Genomic DNA, 18788 nt, shown 5'->3' with positions numbered 1-18788 from the left:
TAATTCTAAAAAATTTCTAGGATTATTGAATGCTTGATAGTTTAAAAAAGTTTTTAAAAGTCTATCCATTACCAATTTTTGTGCTTCTGCTTACCTTTGTCATTTACTATTCTGCTTTTGAGCTATTACGAGAAAAAAAGAGTAATGTTGTTGTGCCGCAGACAGAAGCAGACTCTATGCTAGACAATAGCAATCAAACCGCAATGAATACCATAAAGCCAACAGAGCTAGAGCCTGATCTGCCAAATGAAACTCAATCTACTATAATTGAAATCCCACAAGAACCACAAGATGAGCTAATACAAATACCAAAAACCTATATTTCTACTGATACCAAATCCCTTAACATTCGTCAAGAACCAAACACTACTTCCGCAATTATTGGCAAACTCACACCGGCAGACCAAACTATTCTTTTAGAGGAAAAAGGTGATTGGATTTTTATCGCTGATGTAGAAAGTGAAAGACCACTAGGTTGGATTATGAAAAGATTTAGCAAAGAAATCACTCCTTCATCTCCATCTTCCACACAAACTATAGAATCACGAGAATTACCCACTGCACCTATTACACTCCATCAGACTTATATTACCTCTAATGTGCGCTCTCTTAACATTCGTCAAGAACCAAACACTACTTCCGCAATTATTGGCAAACTCACACCTTCTCATAAAGCAGTCATACTAGAAGAACGGGGAGAGTGGATATTGATTGGCACATTTGAAGATAGTAAAGTTTTAGGTTGGATTCTCAAAAGCCTTAGCCAAGAGATTCCGCAAGAAATTACAATTTCAGAAACCAAAAATTTCACTCCTGCTAATACGTCTCAACTTTCACGCGCTACACAAACCAATACAGAATCTCTAACACAAGATGAAAAACCAACAACTAAAACTGCCTTACCAGGAGACTCCATTCAAAGCACCCAAGACGCACCGCTTTACACTTCAAGAGTTCCTAGTTTAAATATCCGACAACTACCTTCTACCGATACGCCTGTGATTGGCAAACTTACGCCTAATGATTCTGTTATCATTGTAGAAACACAAGATATTTGGGTTAGAATCTTGGATGCCAACACACCTTCCATTAAAAATGGCTGGGTTGTTCGTCGCTCACTTACTTTGCGCCAATAATCTAAAATAATATAACAAGGAATTTTATGCAATTTGCAGTGATTGGTAACCCGATTCATCACTCCTTATCTCCCATTTTGTATAACTCTGCTTTTAAAGCTTTAGGAATTTGCGGTTTTTATGGTCGCTATTTATTAGAACAAAACCAAAAATTTTCTATTCTAAAAACTCTACATTTAAAAGGCGCAAATATCACCGTCCCCTACAAAGAAATTGCTTTTCAGTCGTGTGATGAAGTTATTGGAATCGCACGACAAATTGGCGCAGTTAATACACTTGTCTTTAAAAACAATAAAACATTAGGTTATAACACAGACGCGTTAGGATTCTATCAATGTATAGAATCTCTTAACCCAAGAAACGCCTTAATTATAGGAGCTGGTGGTTCTGCAAGGGCGCTTGCAACTATTTTAAGAGAAAAAGGCTTATGCGTAACAATTATCAATCGCTCACAAGAGCGTTTGATAAACTTTGCTCAAACGGGATTCTATACTGCTACTTTTGAAAACTTTACTCCTCAAGTTTATGAACTCATTATCAACACTACACCTGCGGGACTAATCAATCTTTCCCTGCCCTTAGATGCTGCAATTCTCACACCCCTTTTAAGTTCTTCTAAATTCGCATTTGATTTAGTTTATGGCAAAGAAACACCTTTTTTAAGTCTCGCAAAAAGCCTAAATATCCCACATAGTGATGGCAAACAAATGCTAATTCATCAAGCAATTTTAGCTTTTGAAATTTTTATGGAATCCCAAAATATCTCTATTGATAAAACAATTTTACATCAAAGTATGCAAAGTGTGCTTTAATATGCTAAAATAGTTCAATTCTAAATAGGAGACTAAAGATGCATACTATCATTACTTCACGACATTTTGAACTCACAGATTCTATTAAAGATTACATTTGTCGCTTGGTAGAAGGCTTGGAAAAATATAATTTAGAGATTTTAAATGCACGTGTTGTAATTTCTCATCAAGAGAAAAAAGGAAATAAAAAAGGTGAAAAAAAGAAAAAACATTTTTGGACGATTGACCTCACACTCTCTTTGGCTCACGCTAACACTGTGGTTATCAATCAAAATGACAAAGACCTTTACACCGCGGCAGACCTTGCAATTATGCGTATGCATAAAATCTTGCGCCGCTACCACGATAAAATCAACCATAAACAAGCAATTCCAAGTGAAACCATTATTGCGAACGAAATCTTACGCGATGAAGCAATTGCCTATAAAGGTGAAGATGAAATTGTGCCAATGGACCTAGATTTACACAAGCCTCTTGATATTGAAGACGCATTAGAGAGATTAAAAAGTAGTTCACAACAATTTTTTGTTTTCAATGATAAAGATTCCAAAATGCGCGTAATTTATAAACGAATTGATGGAAAATACGGATTGTATTAAACGCATTTATCTAGTGGGTGGTGCAGTTCGTGATAAACTCTTAAATCAACCCATTGAAGATAAAGATTATGTAGCTGTTGGCTATCAACAAGAGGATTTTAGTCATTTGCCACAAGTGGGTAAAAGTTTTCCTGTCTTTTTACAAAAAGATGGCTCACAAATCGCTTTAGCGCGTAAAGAGAAAAAAATTTGCGCAGGTTATAATGGATTTAGCATACAAACGCAGCAAGTCTCATTAGAGGAAGATTTAAAACGAAGAGATTTGACGATTAACTCTATTGCATTTGATGAAGAAAACAACAAATATTACGACCCCTTTAATGGCATCAACGATTTGCAAAACAAAATTTTACGACATACTTCAGAATCTTTTTGCGAAGACCCTTTGCGTGTGCTTAGAATTGCAAGGTTTCGCGCACGATTTGGAATCTCTTGGAAAATCCACCCTAGCACAAAAGTGCTTATCTATAAAATGCGTGAAGAATTAAAATCCTTAGAACCCAACCGCGTCTATAAAGAGGTGGAATCTGCATTAAAATTTCCCAATACTGCTTTATTTTTTGAAACACTTTTTGAATTGGGAGTTTTAGATATTATTTTCCCCCATATTTATGCACTCACTACATTAAAAGAAGGAAATTTATATCATCTAGAATCCTCTGTTTTTGCACATACAATGGAAGTTTTAAGGATTGCAGAATCACTTTTAGAGACATTAAAAACCATTAGTGCAGAATCTAGCCTAGAAAAACAAACCTTGATTTTAAAGTTTGCTGCCCTTTATCACGATATTGCAAAGCCTTATTGCTATCGTAATTTTGGCAATTCCAGCGGACATGACAAACTAGAATATCTTTTACCCACCTTAGATATTTCAATCCCAAAATCTATCCAAAAACCTATGCTACAACTTATCAAAAATCATATTAAAATTTATCAATTAGATAAAATGTGCCCCTCTAAAGTGGTAAAATTTTTTGAATCTTTTAAAAAAGATTCTTTATTGTTTCATTTACAATTTGCTTTGCTTATTGCAGATAAAGAGGGTCGCATTCCCAAAGATTCTATTGCAAGCGAAAGTTTTAAAGAACGTCTAATGCACACCTTTAATGCATTAAATATTTATTCCCCTAAAACTTGGCTAGAATCCCAAAAAAGTCCTCCCAAAAGCGAAGCAATTAAAGCGCATATTTTACAGGAAAAAATCAAGATTTTGGATTCTGTATTTTATGGCAAATAAAACTTAGCATTCAAAATATCTCATTTTTCAAAACCCACAAACGAAGTAAATCTCCTATGAGTCTTTGTAATGAGATATAACTCTTTTGAAGATTTTTCGCGATTGCTTCAGAATGGCAAAGCAATTTTATTTTTCGTCATTGCAGACGCCAATGAAACAATCTATCATTAAAATTTCTCTTTAGAGATTCTATTGTTTAGTTTTCTTTATAAAGATTATTCTGCTGTAAATTCTGTCCCCACTCCCGCACTTGTAAAAAGCTCTAAAAGTAAAGAGTGTGGAATCCGTCCATCAATAATTTGGGCTTTTTCTACACCATTCTTTACACAATCTAAGCACGCCTCTACCTTTGGAATCATTCCGCCACTAATTGTGCCATCTTGGTAAAGATTCTCGGTTTGGGTAATATTTAAGGATTCTATGATGTTTCCATTTTTATCCAAAACACCTTTTGTATCAGTTAAAAAAATCGCTCGTTTTGCACCTGTGGCAATGGCTATTGCACTTGCAGCAGAATCTGCGTTAATGTTAAAACCAGGATGCCCTGCTTCCTCTCCACAAGCAATGGGTGCAATCACAGGCACTAGGTTTTGCTCCAATAAATTATCAATCACTGCGCTATGAGTTTCAATAATTTCCCCCGTATATCCATACTTTCCATTATCTTTTGGCTTGGCTTGAAATAAAGAGGCGTCTTTACCGCTTAAACCTAAGGCATTTACGCCGTGAAAGTTTAAAAAAGCTGTAATCTCTTTGTTAATCTCTCCACTAAGCACCATTTCAACAATTTTTAATGCGTCAATACTCGTAACGCGCAACCCATCAACAAACTCACTTTGAATCTTCAACGCATCTAGCAATTCATTAATGCGTTTGCCTCCACCATGCACAATAATAGGCTTAATTCCCAACATATAAAGCATCACGATATCAATCGCAAATTGTTCTTTCAAATTTGGGTTAATTTGCGCTGCACCTCCATATTTAATCACGATTTTAGAACCACGAAAAAACCGAATATAAGGTAGTGAATCCAAAAGAATAGAAACAATTTTAGAATAATTACGCATTTTGCCTCTTTATATAGTAAAATAATGCGAAATTATAACTAAAAGGATTGCAAATGCAAGAAAAAATTGTGTTTTTAGACGGACTAAGCTTGGGAGAACACGATTTGCAGGAAAAATTACTCAAAAAACTCCCCCATGCAGACTATACAGAATATCCAACCACTACGCCTGAACAAACCCTAGAAAGAGCAAAGGGTGCGACTATTATACTTAGCAATAAAGTTGTGCTAGATAAAGAAATGCTTAACTCCTTAAAAGACAAATTAAAACTTATCTGCATTACTGCCACAGGAATGAATAATGTGGATTTAGAGGTAGCAAAAGAATATGGAATAGAAGTCAAAAATGTAGCGGGATATTCTACAAAAAGCGTAGCACAACACACACTAATGATGGCATTAGCATTAAGTGCGAAGCTACCACTCTATGACTTTTTTTGTAAAAGCGGTTATTACGCCTCTAGCGCACTTTTTACCAACCTCGCCAAACCATTAGAGTTACTCTATGGTAAAAAATGGGGGATTATAGGGCTAGGAAGCATAGGACAAGAGGTAGCCAAGCTAGCAACTGCCTTTGGCGCGGAAGTGTGTTATCACTCTACAAGTGGTAAGAATCTTGATGCAGCCTATCCACACAAAGATTTAAAAACTCTCCTGCAACAATGCTTCGTCCTCTCTATTCACGCTCCACTGAATGATAAAACAAAAAACCTACTCAATAAAAGCAATTTGCAATTTATAAAAAACGGCGCGATTCTAATCAATGTTGGGCGAGGCGGAATCGTAAATGAAGAAGATTTGGCAAATGAACTCAAAAAGCGCGAAATTTATGCCGGACTTGATGTTTTCACAAAAGAACCTTTACCACAAAACCACCCTTTATTAGATAAAGAAATAGCCAATCAGTTAATTTTAACTCCTCACAATGCGTGGGGTTATGAAACAAGCAAGCACAAATTAATTGACGGGGTGATAAAAAATATCGTAGAGTTTTTGAAATAAATTGCACAGAACCCATTTAAATTGATGGAAATTTTAGAATCTTTTGGGCTTGTAGGGCTGCTAATCATTTGCTTCTTAGCAAGTAGTTTATATCCTTTAGGTTCAGAAGTTTTTGTCTTAGGTTTTGTATCCATAGGATATTCAGAATCTGCAGTATGGTGTGTTGCCACACTAGGTAACACGCTAGGCGCACTAACAACTTATGCTATAGGCTACTTTGGTAATGACTATTTGCTAAATAAATATTTTAAAACTGCTAGTGCAAAAATCCACCACTATCAAAACAAGATTCAAAAACTTGGATTTTGTTTTGCCTTTTTTAGTTTTTTGCCTTTTATTGGCGATATATTTGCTCTAGCGCTTGGCGTTTATCAATATCCTTTTTTGAAAGCTACCTTTTTTATCGCATTAGGTAAAGGATTCCGCTATTTAGTTCTTTTGGGTGCATTTTCTTGGTGGCAATCTATAATTTAATCTCTTGCCGATGTGCAGTATGAATACTTTGCAACTTGTGCTTCGCGGACGCTCGCAATGACAGGTGGAAAATAGCAAATCGGTTTAGGATTCGTCATTGCAAACAAAATTTATAAGACTTCAATTCTACCATTATGACGACTGATTTTCCCCTCTAGCTCATATTCAAAAAGAATTGCACCAAACTTCAAAAACGCCTCTTCAAAAAGTGGATTTGTCCTACAAAACTCCAAAACCTCATCTTTTGCATCTATATCTTTAAAATCTTGCCTACAATCCTTACAAAACCCTAATGATTCTATCAGCGCATCTACTTCCCAAATCACCTGTGCTTTGCTACTTTGGGCTAAACTTTGCGTGCCTTGACTTTGCCCAATTTGATGTGGCAAGACAAAGACTTTCTTGCCTAAACTTAACGCATAATTTGCACTTTGCATAGAACCACTTTGTAAATCCGCCTGTGGGATTATGACACATTCCCCAAGACTAACAACTAATTTATTACGCTCCAAAAAAGAAAAAGAATGTGGCTTATAGGGCGAATCAAAAGGGCTTAAAATAAGAGCCTTTTGGTAGATTTGTTGAATAATTTTTGCATTCGTTCGTGGATAAATAATATCCAAAGAAGAAGGAGAAATCATAATGGTATTAGGCATAGCAGCAAGGTGTGCAATAATATCTGTGCCAAGTGCGCCACCACTTACAACCACTGCACCCTTTTGAACAAGTTTGCGCGCAAGGATTTGGGTAAAACTTTGTGCATAGGGATTGGGGTTGCGCGTGCCAACGATTGTGATTTTGCGCTTTTGAAGTAAGTCTAAATCGCCACAATAAAAGATTTGTTTCAGCCCTAAATGCACCAATTCTGGTGGAATCGTGGGCAAAATAGCAAAATCTTTTGGCAGAGGTTCCAAAATATCTCTTTAGGATTCTTTTTGGACAATATGTATTACGATAGAATCTACAAAACCATACCGCCGATAGCCATCACTCTCACCTTCTCCTTCAAACTCTTCTAAAATCTCTTTAGAAGGGTGATTTTGTAGAATCCTAACTAATTCTATGCTTTTACCAAAACGTTCAAAATAACGTTTGATAGTAATCGTCCAATTCACATCAGATTCTTTTAATGCTTGCTGGATTTGGTTTAAATATGCCATTTTTAAAAGAGAGCCAATTTTATCTACCCAATAATGAATCTCCATATATTCACCAAAAACAACCATTACGTGCTTTGCATTCCCTGTTTGTGCATAAGATTTCGCTTCTTCATAATATTTTAGAAAATCTTTAGTAAAATCCTTGAATTGTTGCATAGAACGCAAACTTTCAATTTCATCTACAAGTGAATAAACCTTTTTAATGTCTTTTGCCTCAATTGCATTTAAAAGATTCTCTTTTTGCTGCATTAGCACAATGCGCTCATTTGCTGCACGTTTTAAAGTTGGAAAAACAAGCAAAATCTCTGCAATCTTTTTTGCCTCATCATATTGAAAATTTTTTTCTAATTCCAACAAATTCGTTAGCATTCGTTCGCCAACCAAAAGCACTTTTTTATATAAATCCGTTTCACGCAAAAAAGAAAATTGAAAAGTTAAACTAAAGTATTCTTTAAAATTCTGCTTCTTGATTAACGCATCTGCTTTTTCAAACACATCACAATTACGCAAAAGCTGCACAATCAATTCTTTTTTAGGCGTATTATTAAAAGGTGCTAGGCTTTGCTCTGCTAAACGTTTATTAGTCCCAGCATTTTCCATCAGCAGTTTTTTTGCATTGAAAAATGCCTTATTCCAAATATTTTCCAACTTCTCATACGCCTGTGTTTTGACTAAAAATTTGGTAGTTTTTAACATTTCATACGCTTTGGTAAAGTCTTTTTTATTAATGAGTTCTAAAAAAGTTTTAACCCCATCTTTTTGAGAGAGATAAAAATCAAATTCATTTTTTTTAGATTCACTCACAACAAAAGGGGCAGTCAGTTCAACTGCTTTTTCTATCTCATTTTGGTTTAGCAATTCAATGGCTTGCTGCAAAACCTCACTCCACACCTCATCAAAGACTTTTGTCAAAGGGTGAATACTTAAAAACACATTTTTATTAATTGCTTCACGCGCACTTTTGTAATCTTTGTTTTGAAGACTAACTTCTAACTCTTCCTTACCCTCATTATAATCAATGATTAAAAGAGTTCCATCAATCGCCCCAATATATAAGTATCCACCAGAAAAAGCAAGTGAGGCAATTCCTGCGTGCTCATTTTTAATCTCCATTGCTTTGAGATTATCTCTTAGCGAAAGAACATAAAGCGTATCGGAACGCGTGCCAACTAACGCATAATCTTCCTCTGCTGTAATTGCGATGCTAGTAGGCCAAAAAGCAAAGGGAAATTCTTGTGAAATGATTTTACCCTCTCTTAGACTAAAAATAATACTTGCATTGTTGCGACAAACAAGCAAAACCTTTTCATCGTTGTCAAAGAAACAAGCGTCCTCTACCACATCATGTGTTACAAAATTAAAAGCAATTTTATGTCGCAAGAGGTCAAAAATCATTGTAAATTTGTCAAATCCACTAATTGCAATAAAATCACCACTTTTAGAAAAACGAATCGTGGAAATATAATCTGAACGCGCCAATAATGAAGAAATAGCCAAAAAACTGCGTCCCTCATACAAAAAAACTCTTCCGTCTTGCCCCCCCGAAGCAAAAAATCTTCCATCTTGAGAAAATGCACAAGATTCTATATCCCCATCGTGGTCCTCTAGTGTCGCAATATGCTTTAATGCAGAACCATTAAGCTCTAAAATAAATGCCTTTTTCTCACCCATAATTGGAAAACAAAAGTAAGAATTAGGCGAAATACCAAAAGCGTGGGAATAGCGGTGAGGAGATTCCATATCTTTAATCACTCGGATACTTGTGGCGATATGCAGACTTTGGTTAATTTCAGAGATATAAAAAACATTATCAATACAAAATGTTGAATCTTTTACAGGAGCAATACTTAAAATGCTTCCTTGCAGTTGTTGAGTCTCTTTTGGGGTTGTCATTAGGAATCCCTTAATTTCTTAAACTAAAAGGTATTTTAGCATAAGTTCTTTATAGAATAGTTAGGGTGCGATAATTTCATTAATATACACCATTTCTACTCCACTTTTGGCTAGATAGTCTTCCGCGTTTTTAAGAGCCAATAAAGTTTCTTTATGCGGATGTCCAATGGCAATAGCATAGCCTTTAGTTTTTGCAATTTTAACCGCTTGGATTAGATTTTGTGTAATCTTTGGAATATTTAATTCATTATCCAAAAATACATCACGTTCTAAAAAATTACCTTGACAAGGATTAAGCAATTCTTGAGTATGCGTAGCATAAAAAGTGCTTGTTTTAGTATTAGAAGCTGTTTTAGAATCCAAAAAACTTATTTTATATTTTGCAAGCGTTTCTAAAAGTAACTTCATAGAATCCAAGTTTTGCGTGAATTTACTTCCTGTGTGATTATTGAGATAAGTTAGTGTCGGAAAATCTTGCTTGATGGCTTGGATTCTTTGCTCAATTTTGTCTTTTGAATCACCCACAAACAACAAATCGTGTCCCTCTTGATAAAAATTTAATGCTTCAAGCGGTAAATGCACCATATAAAAAGGGGCTATTTTTGCTATTTTTGGAGTTTGTGGGCTGGCTTTACTCCTAGGAAAAAGTGAGGGTGTGATTTTATATTTAATTTTGGTTAAGGCAGAATATTGAGCAAAAGTTCCTATATCATCAAGGATAATAGCAAGTTGTGGTTTAATACGTTGGCATTTGTGCTTTTGATTTTCTAAATTTTCTACTTGAGATTCCTCTTGATAATCCTTTAACAGGAGCATTTCTTGATGGTCTTGCGCTTTTGTCATATTAGATTGCGTTTGTAAGTCTAAATTCACTTCCATATTGTTTGGAGATTCTTCTGCCGATGCAGCAGAATCTGCCTTGAGTGCTTCTAAATTTTGTTTTAAAAAATCAATATTCTTTTGGATTAACTCTGCATTGTTTTGTGCTAAAGTAGTATTGGATTCTATGCTAGGAGATTTTAACATTGTTGTTTTGGATAATGGAATCTTTGGGGACTTGGAATCTTTGGGGATAAAGTTAAAACTAAGCAATAGGAGCAATAATGCGATAATACCAATCGTTAGGGGCTTTACTTTATCCATTTGAGAGTTATTTTTCTAGCAAAATCTCAACTTCAAGCGTATTAAAATCTTGATTGGAATCTGTTTTAATGTCAATTTTTTGGGCTTTTGTATATTTTTTAATCACCTCTAAAATTTCTTTTTTCATTGCGTCCATATAAGGCACATTAATGGCGCGCTCGTGGGCTAAAATCAATGTTAAGCGGTCTCTCGCCTCTTGAGCAGAAGGTTTTTTTCCACTAAAGAGTTTATTCATAAAACTCATTTAAACAGCCTCCCAAAAAATCCCTTTTTGACCTTTAACTCTAAATAAGGCACTTCTTCCCCCAAAATGCGTTTTGCGATATTCTGATAAGCCTGTGCAGATAAAGAATTGCTATAAATCACGGGTTCTCCCATATTGGTAGAAGAGATGATTTTTTCATCTTCTGGTACGATTCCAAGCAAAGGCAAAGCAAGGATATTTAACACATCTTCTACGCTCAACATCTCGCCTTTTTCTACCATTTCAGGTTTTAACCGATTAATAATAACGTGTTTTAACACTTCTTGTCCCATTTGTGCTTTTTGACTTTTTGCATCAATGATTCCTATTACTCTATCTGCATCACGCACACTTGAAACTTCCGGTGTAGAAACAATTAATGCCCTATCAGCTAGAAAAATTGCGTGTTCAAACCCTCCTTCAATCCCCGCGGGAGAATCAAGCAAAATAAAGTCAAATTCCTCTCTTAGCTTACAAATCAATAATGCAACTTTTTCTTTATCCAAGATATTTTTATCTTTGCTCTGACTTGCAGGGAGGAAATAAAGATTCTTCGTCTTTTTGTCGTTAATAAGTGCTTGAGAGAGGTTACACTCTCCCTCCATTACATTCACAATATCATATACAATGCGATTTTCTAAACCCAAAATCATATCTAAATTACGCAAACCAATGTCAAAATCCACCGCCACTACTTTTTTGCCCAGTTGAGCTAATCCAACTGCAAGATTTGCAGTCGTGGTGGATTTTCCCACCCCGCCTTTACCAGAGGTAATTGTCATCACACATCCACTCAAAGCAACACCTTCCTTGTAAAATTAAGCTAACAATTATAACTTTTGAAGCATTTAATAGGAATTAAATATAAAAAATTTTAGCCCTATTTTTCGCAAAGTTTAAAAAGATTTGAAAGGGATTTGATATGATAACTTTTCCGATGAATTGCACAGAATCCATACTTTTTAATTGCATTTAAATGCGCCTTTGTGCCATAACCCTTATTGTGTGCAAAGTCATATTGGGGGTATTTTTCGTGCCATTGTAGCATTTCTGCATCTTTTGCGCTTTTTGCCAAAATACTTGCCGCACTAATAGCATACAATTTAGAATCCCCTTTAACAAGCGTTTTTAAGGTATCAATCTTAAAATTACAAGAACCATCAAACACATAAAAAGGAGCATTTAAATGCGATAAAATTTCAAGCAAAGAGTCCCTTATACACACGCTTAAACCCTTGGCATCAATCATATCGGCACTCGTTTGCACCAGATGAAAGTATGTGTATTGCTTAATTTGCTCTGCTAAAGAATCCCGTGTGATTTGAGAAAGCACTTTAGAATCCTTAAGCTGACTCAAGAATCTATCAGGAGGATTTTTCAACACCACACCACACACAAAAAGCGAACCCGCAATACAACCTCTCCCCGCTTCATCTATCCCACAAATTGCAGGGTATTGACAAAAAGGAATTGCGAGAGATTCTAGAATTTGCCTCACAGAATTGGATTCTAGTGTGGGATTAAAATTTGAAGCCATCTTTAAATATAGAACCCCAAAGCAAAAGGCTTTTATCTCGTTGTTTCATCACACCTTACTCTAAGATTAGGCGTAAAACTTCTTTAAACTCACTCACAGGACGAATCTGCAACCCATCTTTTACTTCTTGTGGAATCTCGTCCATATCTCGTTCAAAATTTTTCTTTGGAATCAATACTTCTTTCATTCCAGATTTATAGGCTGCAATCAGCTTTTCTTGCAATCCTCCAATGGGCAAAACTTTTCCTCTTAAGGTTAGCTCTCCTGTCATTGCCACATTGCTACGTGCTTTTTTATTCGTAAGCAAGGAAGCAAGCGCACTAGCAATGGCGATTCCAGCACTTGGTCCGTCCTTTGGTGTCGCACCTTCTGGCACGTGTAAATGCACATCAAAACGATTATAAATCTCACTAGCGCTTGGCTTGATACCTTCTTCTTTTTCTTTTGGAGTTTCTGGAATCAACCTACAATCCACCTTTAACACTCCACTATCAATCAAAGATTTGACATAAGAATAGGCAATTTTTGCGCTTTCTTTCATCACATTGCCTAAATTTCCCGTCAAATGCAAACCGCCCTTACCTTTGATTTTAAGTGCCTCTATTCTTAAAACATCTCCCCCTACACTCGTCCAAGCAAGCCCATTGACTAACCCAACTTCTGCATTTTTACTTGCATTTTCAAACTCAAAGACAATCTTATCTAAAAATTCGTGCAGATTTTTAGGTGTAATTTGGATTCTTTCTTGTGGTGCTTGTAAAATATTTTTTGCCACTTTACGCAAAATCTGTGCAATCTTGCGGCGAAGATTCCGCACACCTGCCTCTCTAGTGTATTTTTCAATTAACATCTTAATTGCGCTACTTGAGAAATGAATCTCATTATTTTGTAAGCCGTGTTTTTTAAGCTCTTGTGGTATTAAATATTTTTTGGCAATTTGTTCCTTTTGACTCGGTGTGTAGCTGTTGATATTAATAAACTCCATTCTATCACGCAAAGGAGCGGGAATTGCACCAATATCGTTCGCTGTGGCGATAAAAATCACTTGCGATAAATCTAAATCAAAATTCGTATAATAATCCCTAAACTCCTTATTTTGCTCTGGGTCTAAAATCTCTAGCAATACAGAAGAGGGGTCTCCGCGAAAAGAATTATGGACTTTGTCTATTTCATCTAGCACGACTACTGGATTCATCTCTTTAGCATCAATCAAACCTTGCACGATTCTACCGGGCATTGCACCAATATAAGTTCGGCGATGCCCACGCAATTCATTCACATCTTCTAAGCCTCCCAATGCGATTCTGACTAATTTACGCTTCAAGGCTGTGGCAATGGAGTTTGCGAGGCTTGTCTTACCAACTCCAGGCGGTCCATAAAAGCACAAAATCGTGCCTTTGTTTTCATTGTTGCCTTTACCGCGTAAGGCAAGCAATTCGCGTACCGCAAAATACTCTATAATCCGCTCTTTTGGCTTCTCTAATGCGAAATGGTCTTTGTTGAGCTGTTTTTCTACCTCATCAATCTTAAGTGGTTTTTTCGCAAAGAGACCAAAAGGAATCTCTAAGACTAATTCAACATAATTTTGCAATAAATTTGCATCTGCACTATCTTGGTGCATTCTTGAGAGTTTATTAATCTGCTTAGAAATCTCTTTGTAAGCATCTTTACTCATATTACTTTTTAGTTTTTCTAACTTTTGGCGGTATTCCTCTATCTCTGTATCCTTGCCACTATCCCCGCCTAATTCTCTTTGGATTTGCTTTAACTGCTCTTTTAAGAAATATTCTTTGTTAATTTTTTCCATTTGAGAATTAACTTTAGTTCTAATTTCTTTTTGAATTTGTTGGGCGCGGATTTCTTCCATAACAATTTCAATCAAGCTCAACAAACGTTCTTCTGGGTCATTTTCTTTAAAGATTTTATAAGCTTGGTCTTTTTTAAGCCGAATTGCACTTGCAATCAAATCTGCCGCACGATTGGGGTCCATTGTCTCATTAATACTCTTTAATAAATCTTGTGGAAAGTTTTGTGCAATATTATAGAGGTTTCGCAATCGCTCTTTTAAAACCGATAAAATTGCCTCCATTCGCGCAGAATCAAAGGCTAATGATAGAATAGGCTCAATCTTGCCCCTCAGAGGAATTTTGGATTCTATTTGAAGTAAGCGCCCGCGACTTAAACCTTGAAATAGAATCTTCACACGTCCTTCAGGTAATGCCACACGACGCATAATCACCCCAATCACACCCACATCATAGAATCCTGTATCACTCTCGCCAATCTCACTAGACTTAGAAGCTGTAATAAAAATAAGTTTATCTTGAGATTCCATTGCCAAATCAATAGCTTTTAGATTTTCTTCATCACTCACAAATAAGGGTGCAATCATAAAAGGATAAAGAAACATCTCTTCTTCTACAATTACGGGTAGATTTTTTGGAAATTCTCCATAACGTTCTAATTGCATATTCTCTCCTACCACTCAAACATTCTTTGATACCAAGGAGAATGAGCCTCTTGATAATACACATCTTTAATCCAAGCGTTCTCATCAATTTTTTGTTGATAAAATTCTGCGGCATTTGTTTTGTCTTTACGCTTATAGATCTTGATTATCTCTTTGTTAAGGCTTAAATTTGCCAACTCAAGCTTTAAAAGCATTGTATCTACCATTGGACGATAACGAGAATAAGGGTATTTTTGGTCAAAAGCTTTGGCTTCATTAATGGACTGAAGCAATAATTGCTGGTCACGAAATTGCTTTCCAAAAGCAAAATAATTCGCTTGCAATTTTAAATACTGCACAAAATCAATGTTTTTTTCATTTCCAAAACGTTTCATAAATTCATCAAAATAGAATCCCGCTAACAAATACTCCTCTTCTTGCATATGCGCACGTCCTAAAATCAACATTGCTTCACTCAAAAGTGGGGAATTTAAATGCTCACTCTGTAAGGAAACAAAATAACTATCAGCTTTTTCTAAATCGCCATTGCGAATTTCCTTTAACATATTTTGATACCAATAATCCGCGGGTTTATTCACTTCATCTAAAGCTAAACCGCTGTTAGTTTTAGATGAACAAGCTCCTAAAAATACGAATAAACATAAAGCAAAAAAGGGAATTTTAATGATTTTTAACATTGTTTATAGATTCCTTAATAAATTAATTTGGATTGTAACCTTTAACCTTAGCAAAAAGATTTTAAACTAAAATTTACCATAAATTATCTTACAAGCTAAGAAACATTTTAAAGCCAAAAGTCAAAAATAGTCGTAATTATAGCGGATTTGTATAGAGATTTTATAATTTTTTTAAAAATAAAATTGATTTTTTGTTTTTATTGCGATAAAATCTCACATAAAACTTTTAGATAAAGAATTATTTTCATAAAGATTTTACGCTAACTATGAACGCTAATTTGCGAAGGAAAAGGTAATGGAATTTGTAGTTAAATCCCCGATTTTAGGTTTTGAACATATCCAAAAGATGAAGCTAGAGAAAATCGCAAAAGATGATGAAACTTTTATGCAATTAAAAAGCTGTGCAAACGATGGCATTTCTTTTACATTAGTTAATCCTTATGCAATGCGCACAGATTATGAGTTTGAAATTCCTTCTCCTGTTAAAGCCCTTTTAGATTTAAAAGGCAAAACAAACACTGACCCTCAAAACTCCAAACTTGTTACATTAAATATTGTCTGTGTTAAAGAACCCATTGAAGAATCTAGCGTGAATTTTTTGGCTCCTGTGCTTTTCAACTTTGAAAACCTCACAATGGCACAAGTTGTTCTAGAGAATTTTAAATACGAAAACTTTGGATTATCTGAACCCATTTCAAAATTTTTTGACTTTAGCAACAATAAAACCGCGGAATGAAATCCTTAATCCTTTTAGGCTATGGAAAAATGGCAAAAGCCTTAGCACAAGGCTTAAAAGCCAAATACCAATTATTTGTTTGCGGTCGTGATAATGCAAAGATCCAAGCTTTTTGTGAAGAATTAAGCCTCACACCTCTATTTTTGAAAAACTCCATCCTTTCACTCAAAGAAAATGATGAACTTCTGCTTTGTATTAAACCTTATGCCTTGAATGAATTTCACTTTCAAGGTAAAGCAAAATGCATCTATTCTATCCTTAATGCCACGAGCCTAGAAACTTTGAAAAAAACAATAGAGTCAGAAAATTATATCCGAGCAATGCCAAATATCTGCGCAAGTGTTGGACAATCTATTACAAGTCTTTGTGGTGATTCGGCTTTTAAAGAAGAATCTTTTGCGATTTTTGATTCTATTGGTAAAAGCGTGTGGCTTACAGAAAAAGATTTTCCTTTAGCCACTGCATTGGGTGGTTGTGCGCCAGCATTTTTGGCGCTTGTTGCCGAATCACTGATTGATAGTGGTGTAACCTATGGTTTAAAACGCGAAGATTCCACACAAATCGTGCGCACATTGTTTAATGGCTTTGCAAAACTCTTGGAACAAAATCACCCAACATTGCTTAAAGAAAATGTGATGAGTCCGGGAGGTTCTACGGCACAAGGTATAGCGACCCTAGAAAAGCACGCTCTTAAAAATGCCTTTTTAGAAGCGATTTTAGCTTCTAAAAACTTTGCCTAGCAAGCCATCATTTGCGAATTATTGCGATTTTAGGTGGTAGTGGTTCAGGCAAAAGTGCATTAGCATTAGAACTTGCTTCTACGCGTCATTGTGCAATTCTTTCCTTGGATTCTTTAAGTATTTACCAAGAAATTAATATTGCAAGTGCGAAACCCAGTCTTGAAGAGAGAAAAGGAATCCCGCATTTTGGTATAGATGTCTTAAGTCCCAATGAATCACAAAATGTTTATAATTTTGTCCAAGCATACTATGAAGCAAAAAGATTCTGCGAAACCAATCATAGACACCTTTTAATTGTGGGAGGCACAAGCTTTTATCTCAAGGCTTTACTCTATGGACTTTCTCCCGCACCTGCACTATCCCCATCTCAAAAATTACAGATAGAATCTACACTGCAAAACTTAGGGGATTTACAAGCAAAATATCTCTATTTATCCAAAGTGGATTCCCTTTATGCAAACAAAATTAAACCTCAAGATTCCTACCGCATTACACGCGCATTAGAAATTTATTTCTCTACACAAACCGCACCTAGTGTGTATTTTGCAAACCATCCCCCCAAACCGATTTTACAATCCTGTGAAATCTTTGAAATCGTATTAACGCGTGAATTATTAAAAACAAGAATTAAAGAACGCACACAAAATATGCTTAAGAGCGGACTTATAGAAGAGGTACAAAGATTAGTTGCACATTATGGAATCCATCATCAATGGATTAAGAGCATTGGCATTAAAGAGACTTTGGAATATCTCAATCATCAAAAGCAGCTCCTATCAATAAGCTCGCAAACTGCACCTATTTCTTCTCTACAATCTCTTTGCGACTCTATTTCTATACACACAGCTCAACTCGCCAAACGCCAACGCACTTTCAACAAAACACAATTTCCTTCACATTTTTGTGGCAGCGCAACAGAAATTTGTTCTCAAATTTCTTTATAATTTTGTTTCAAATAAACTCCGCGCAGTTTATCTTTATACAAGATTATTTTAAACTTTTTAAAGACTAAAGTTATATAATTAAGTCTATGTGATTGAATCTTCAAGGAGGGTCTATGTATAAACATCTGTCATTAAAACTAAAAATTTCAATGCTTGTAGTCGGTATGATAATTAGCCTAGCAAGCATATCTAGCATTATAATGTATTTTAAGCAAGATATGGTTCATAATACAGAGGCTGAAATTCATCAAGCCGTAAGTGAGGAAGTGGAGCAAAAAATCAAGCTTGCAACCGATAGTTTAGCAGAAGCATTAGGTGAACTAATTGTTGGGCTAGACGAGCCTTCGCAAATTGCGATTATAGCAAAAGCAATTGAAAAATTCCGATTTGAATCGGATAAAAGTGGGTATTATTTTGCCTATAAAGAATGGACGCCTGTGGCACACCCAACGCGTAAAGATTTGATTGGAAAATCACTTTATGAAGCCAAAGATACGAATGGCATATATTATGTCAGAGATTTATACGAAACTGCAAAAACACAAAAACAACAGACAAAATTTGTTCGTTTTTCTTTTAGCAAACCACTTCCTGATGGCGGTCTTGGGACAGCACAAAAAGTCGGTTATGCTACAATGATTCCAAATACTGAAAATATTTGGATTTCCACAGGTGTTTATGTAGATACCCTAAGCAAATATGTCAATCAAATCTCCTATGATGTTGTGGGCTTTATTGATACCGCACTATTTAAAGCATTTTCAATCGGGATCGTTATCCTATTAGTAATTTTAGTTCCACTAATTTGGGCATTTTATAACAATCTTATTTTTAGTGTGCGTGCAATACAAAACAATCTCACCCACTTCTTCTCCTACCTCAACCACAATACAAACACTGCAAACCTTATCC

Annotated in this window: 19 protein-coding genes; 10 read left to right on the top strand and 9 right to left on the bottom strand. The window is 35.5% G+C overall.

Translation table 11 applies throughout. The features are described 5' to 3' along the window. Positions 1-29 precede the first annotated feature (29 nt). The 4 genes from Q0Y61_RS05070 to Q0Y61_RS05055 are packed head-to-tail and all read left to right on the top strand — an operon-like array spanning position 30 to position 3787. Positions 30-1136: an SH3 domain-containing protein gene (locus tag Q0Y61_RS05070; protein WP_297812344.1), complete on the top strand. Its 1107-nt coding sequence runs from the start codon at positions 30-32 to the stop codon at positions 1134-1136. A 26-nt stretch (positions 1137-1162) separates the two neighbouring features. Further along, positions 1163-1948, top strand: a complete 786-nt coding sequence (locus tag Q0Y61_RS05065) for a shikimate dehydrogenase (RefSeq protein WP_297812341.1) — start codon at positions 1163-1165, stop codon at positions 1946-1948. Between the two features lie 38 nt (positions 1949-1986). Continuing rightward, positions 1987-2547 (top strand): ribosome-associated translation inhibitor RaiA, encoded by a 561-nt coding sequence (gene raiA / locus Q0Y61_RS05060; RefSeq protein WP_297812338.1) that lies wholly within the window; start codon positions 1987-1989, stop codon positions 2545-2547. Continuing rightward, entirely contained in the window at positions 2525-3787 is a 1263-nt protein-coding gene (locus Q0Y61_RS05055) for an HD domain-containing protein (protein WP_297812335.1), read from the top strand. Before raiA ends, Q0Y61_RS05055 begins: the two co-directional genes overlap by 23 nt. A gap of 215 nt (positions 3788-4002) precedes the next feature. On the opposite strand, the gene argB is transcribed toward Q0Y61_RS05055, so the two are convergent. Continuing rightward, complete coding sequence (gene argB, locus Q0Y61_RS05050; RefSeq protein WP_297812331.1) at positions 4003-4857, bottom strand: acetylglutamate kinase; 855 nt, start codon at positions 4855-4857, stop codon at positions 4003-4005. 53 nt (positions 4858-4910) lie between these two features. Here argB and Q0Y61_RS05045 point away from each other — a divergent pair, with 53 nt between their 5' ends. Next, positions 4911-5858, top strand: coding sequence for a D-2-hydroxyacid dehydrogenase (locus tag Q0Y61_RS05045; RefSeq protein WP_297812328.1), 948 nt, complete (start codon positions 4911-4913; stop codon positions 5856-5858). Positions 5859-5882: 24 nt separating this feature from the next. Continuing rightward, positions 5883-6332: a YqaA family protein gene (locus tag Q0Y61_RS05040; protein ID WP_297812324.1), complete on the top strand. Its 450-nt coding sequence runs from the start codon at positions 5883-5885 to the stop codon at positions 6330-6332. A 110-nt stretch (positions 6333-6442) separates the two neighbouring features. Here the strand turns inward: Q0Y61_RS05040 and Q0Y61_RS05035 are convergent, their stop codons facing one another. The 8 genes from Q0Y61_RS05035 to bamD form a co-directional block, all read right to left on the bottom strand. Further along, entirely contained in the window at positions 6443-7246 is an 804-nt protein-coding gene (locus Q0Y61_RS05035; RefSeq protein WP_297812321.1) for a DNA-processing protein DprA, read from the bottom strand. A gap of 9 nt (positions 7247-7255) precedes the next feature. Further along, positions 7256-9385 (bottom strand): WD40 repeat domain-containing protein, encoded by a 2130-nt coding sequence (locus tag Q0Y61_RS05030; protein ID WP_297812318.1) that lies wholly within the window; start codon positions 9383-9385, stop codon positions 7256-7258. Between the two features lie 60 nt (positions 9386-9445). Continuing rightward, the gene (locus Q0Y61_RS05025) at positions 9446-10528 is read right to left on the bottom strand and encodes a divergent polysaccharide deacetylase family protein (RefSeq protein ID WP_297812315.1); all 1083 of its coding nucleotides are present in this window, start codon (positions 10526-10528) and stop codon (positions 9446-9448) included. Between the two features lie 7 nt (positions 10529-10535). Next, positions 10536-10772, bottom strand: coding sequence for a cell division topological specificity factor MinE (minE, locus tag Q0Y61_RS05020; RefSeq protein WP_297812311.1), 237 nt, complete (start codon positions 10770-10772; stop codon positions 10536-10538). After that, a complete protein-coding gene (minD, locus tag Q0Y61_RS05015) occupies positions 10769-11554 on the bottom strand; it encodes a septum site-determining protein MinD (RefSeq protein ID WP_297812484.1) in 786 nt (261 codons plus the stop codon). The genes minE and minD overlap by 4 nt, the downstream gene beginning before the upstream one ends. A gap of 98 nt (positions 11555-11652) precedes the next feature. Continuing rightward, positions 11653-12309 carry a ribonuclease HII gene (locus Q0Y61_RS05010; RefSeq protein ID WP_366517288.1) on the bottom strand — a complete coding sequence of 219 codons (657 nt, stop codon included), beginning with the start codon at positions 12307-12309 and terminating at the stop codon, positions 11653-11655. A 55-nt stretch (positions 12310-12364) separates the two neighbouring features. Beyond that, a complete protein-coding gene (gene lon / locus Q0Y61_RS05005; RefSeq protein ID WP_297812307.1) occupies positions 12365-14779 on the bottom strand; it encodes an endopeptidase La in 2415 nt (804 codons plus the stop codon). An 8-nt stretch (positions 14780-14787) separates the two neighbouring features. Then, positions 14788-15456 (bottom strand): outer membrane protein assembly factor BamD, encoded by a 669-nt coding sequence (gene bamD / locus Q0Y61_RS05000; RefSeq protein WP_297812305.1) that lies wholly within the window; start codon positions 15454-15456, stop codon positions 14788-14790. 295 nt (positions 15457-15751) lie between these two features. Between bamD and fliW the strand changes: the two genes are divergently transcribed. The 4 genes from fliW to Q0Y61_RS04980 all read left to right on the top strand — a co-directional run. Beyond that, positions 15752-16192, top strand: a complete 441-nt coding sequence (gene fliW / locus Q0Y61_RS04995) for a flagellar assembly protein FliW (RefSeq protein WP_297812302.1) — start codon at positions 15752-15754, stop codon at positions 16190-16192. After that, positions 16189-16932 carry a pyrroline-5-carboxylate reductase gene (gene proC / locus Q0Y61_RS04990; RefSeq protein WP_297812299.1) on the top strand — a complete coding sequence of 248 codons (744 nt, stop codon included), beginning with the start codon at positions 16189-16191 and terminating at the stop codon, positions 16930-16932. Before fliW ends, proC begins: the two co-directional genes overlap by 4 nt. Before the next feature lie 11 nt (positions 16933-16943). Beyond that, positions 16944-17876, top strand: coding sequence for a tRNA (adenosine(37)-N6)-dimethylallyltransferase MiaA (miaA, locus tag Q0Y61_RS04985; RefSeq protein WP_297812295.1), 933 nt, complete (start codon positions 16944-16946; stop codon positions 17874-17876). Between the two features lie 113 nt (positions 17877-17989). Then, positions 17990-18788 (top strand): cache domain-containing protein (locus Q0Y61_RS04980; protein ID WP_297812292.1); only part of this gene is annotated, 799 nt, incomplete at its 3' end.

The organism is uncultured Helicobacter sp. (assembly GCF_947367035.1).
Classification (GTDB): domain Bacteria; phylum Campylobacterota; class Campylobacteria; order Campylobacterales; family Helicobacteraceae; genus Helicobacter_D.
Note: the sequence above shows the minus strand (reverse complement) of the source record. Positions and strands in the feature narration are given on the sequence as shown.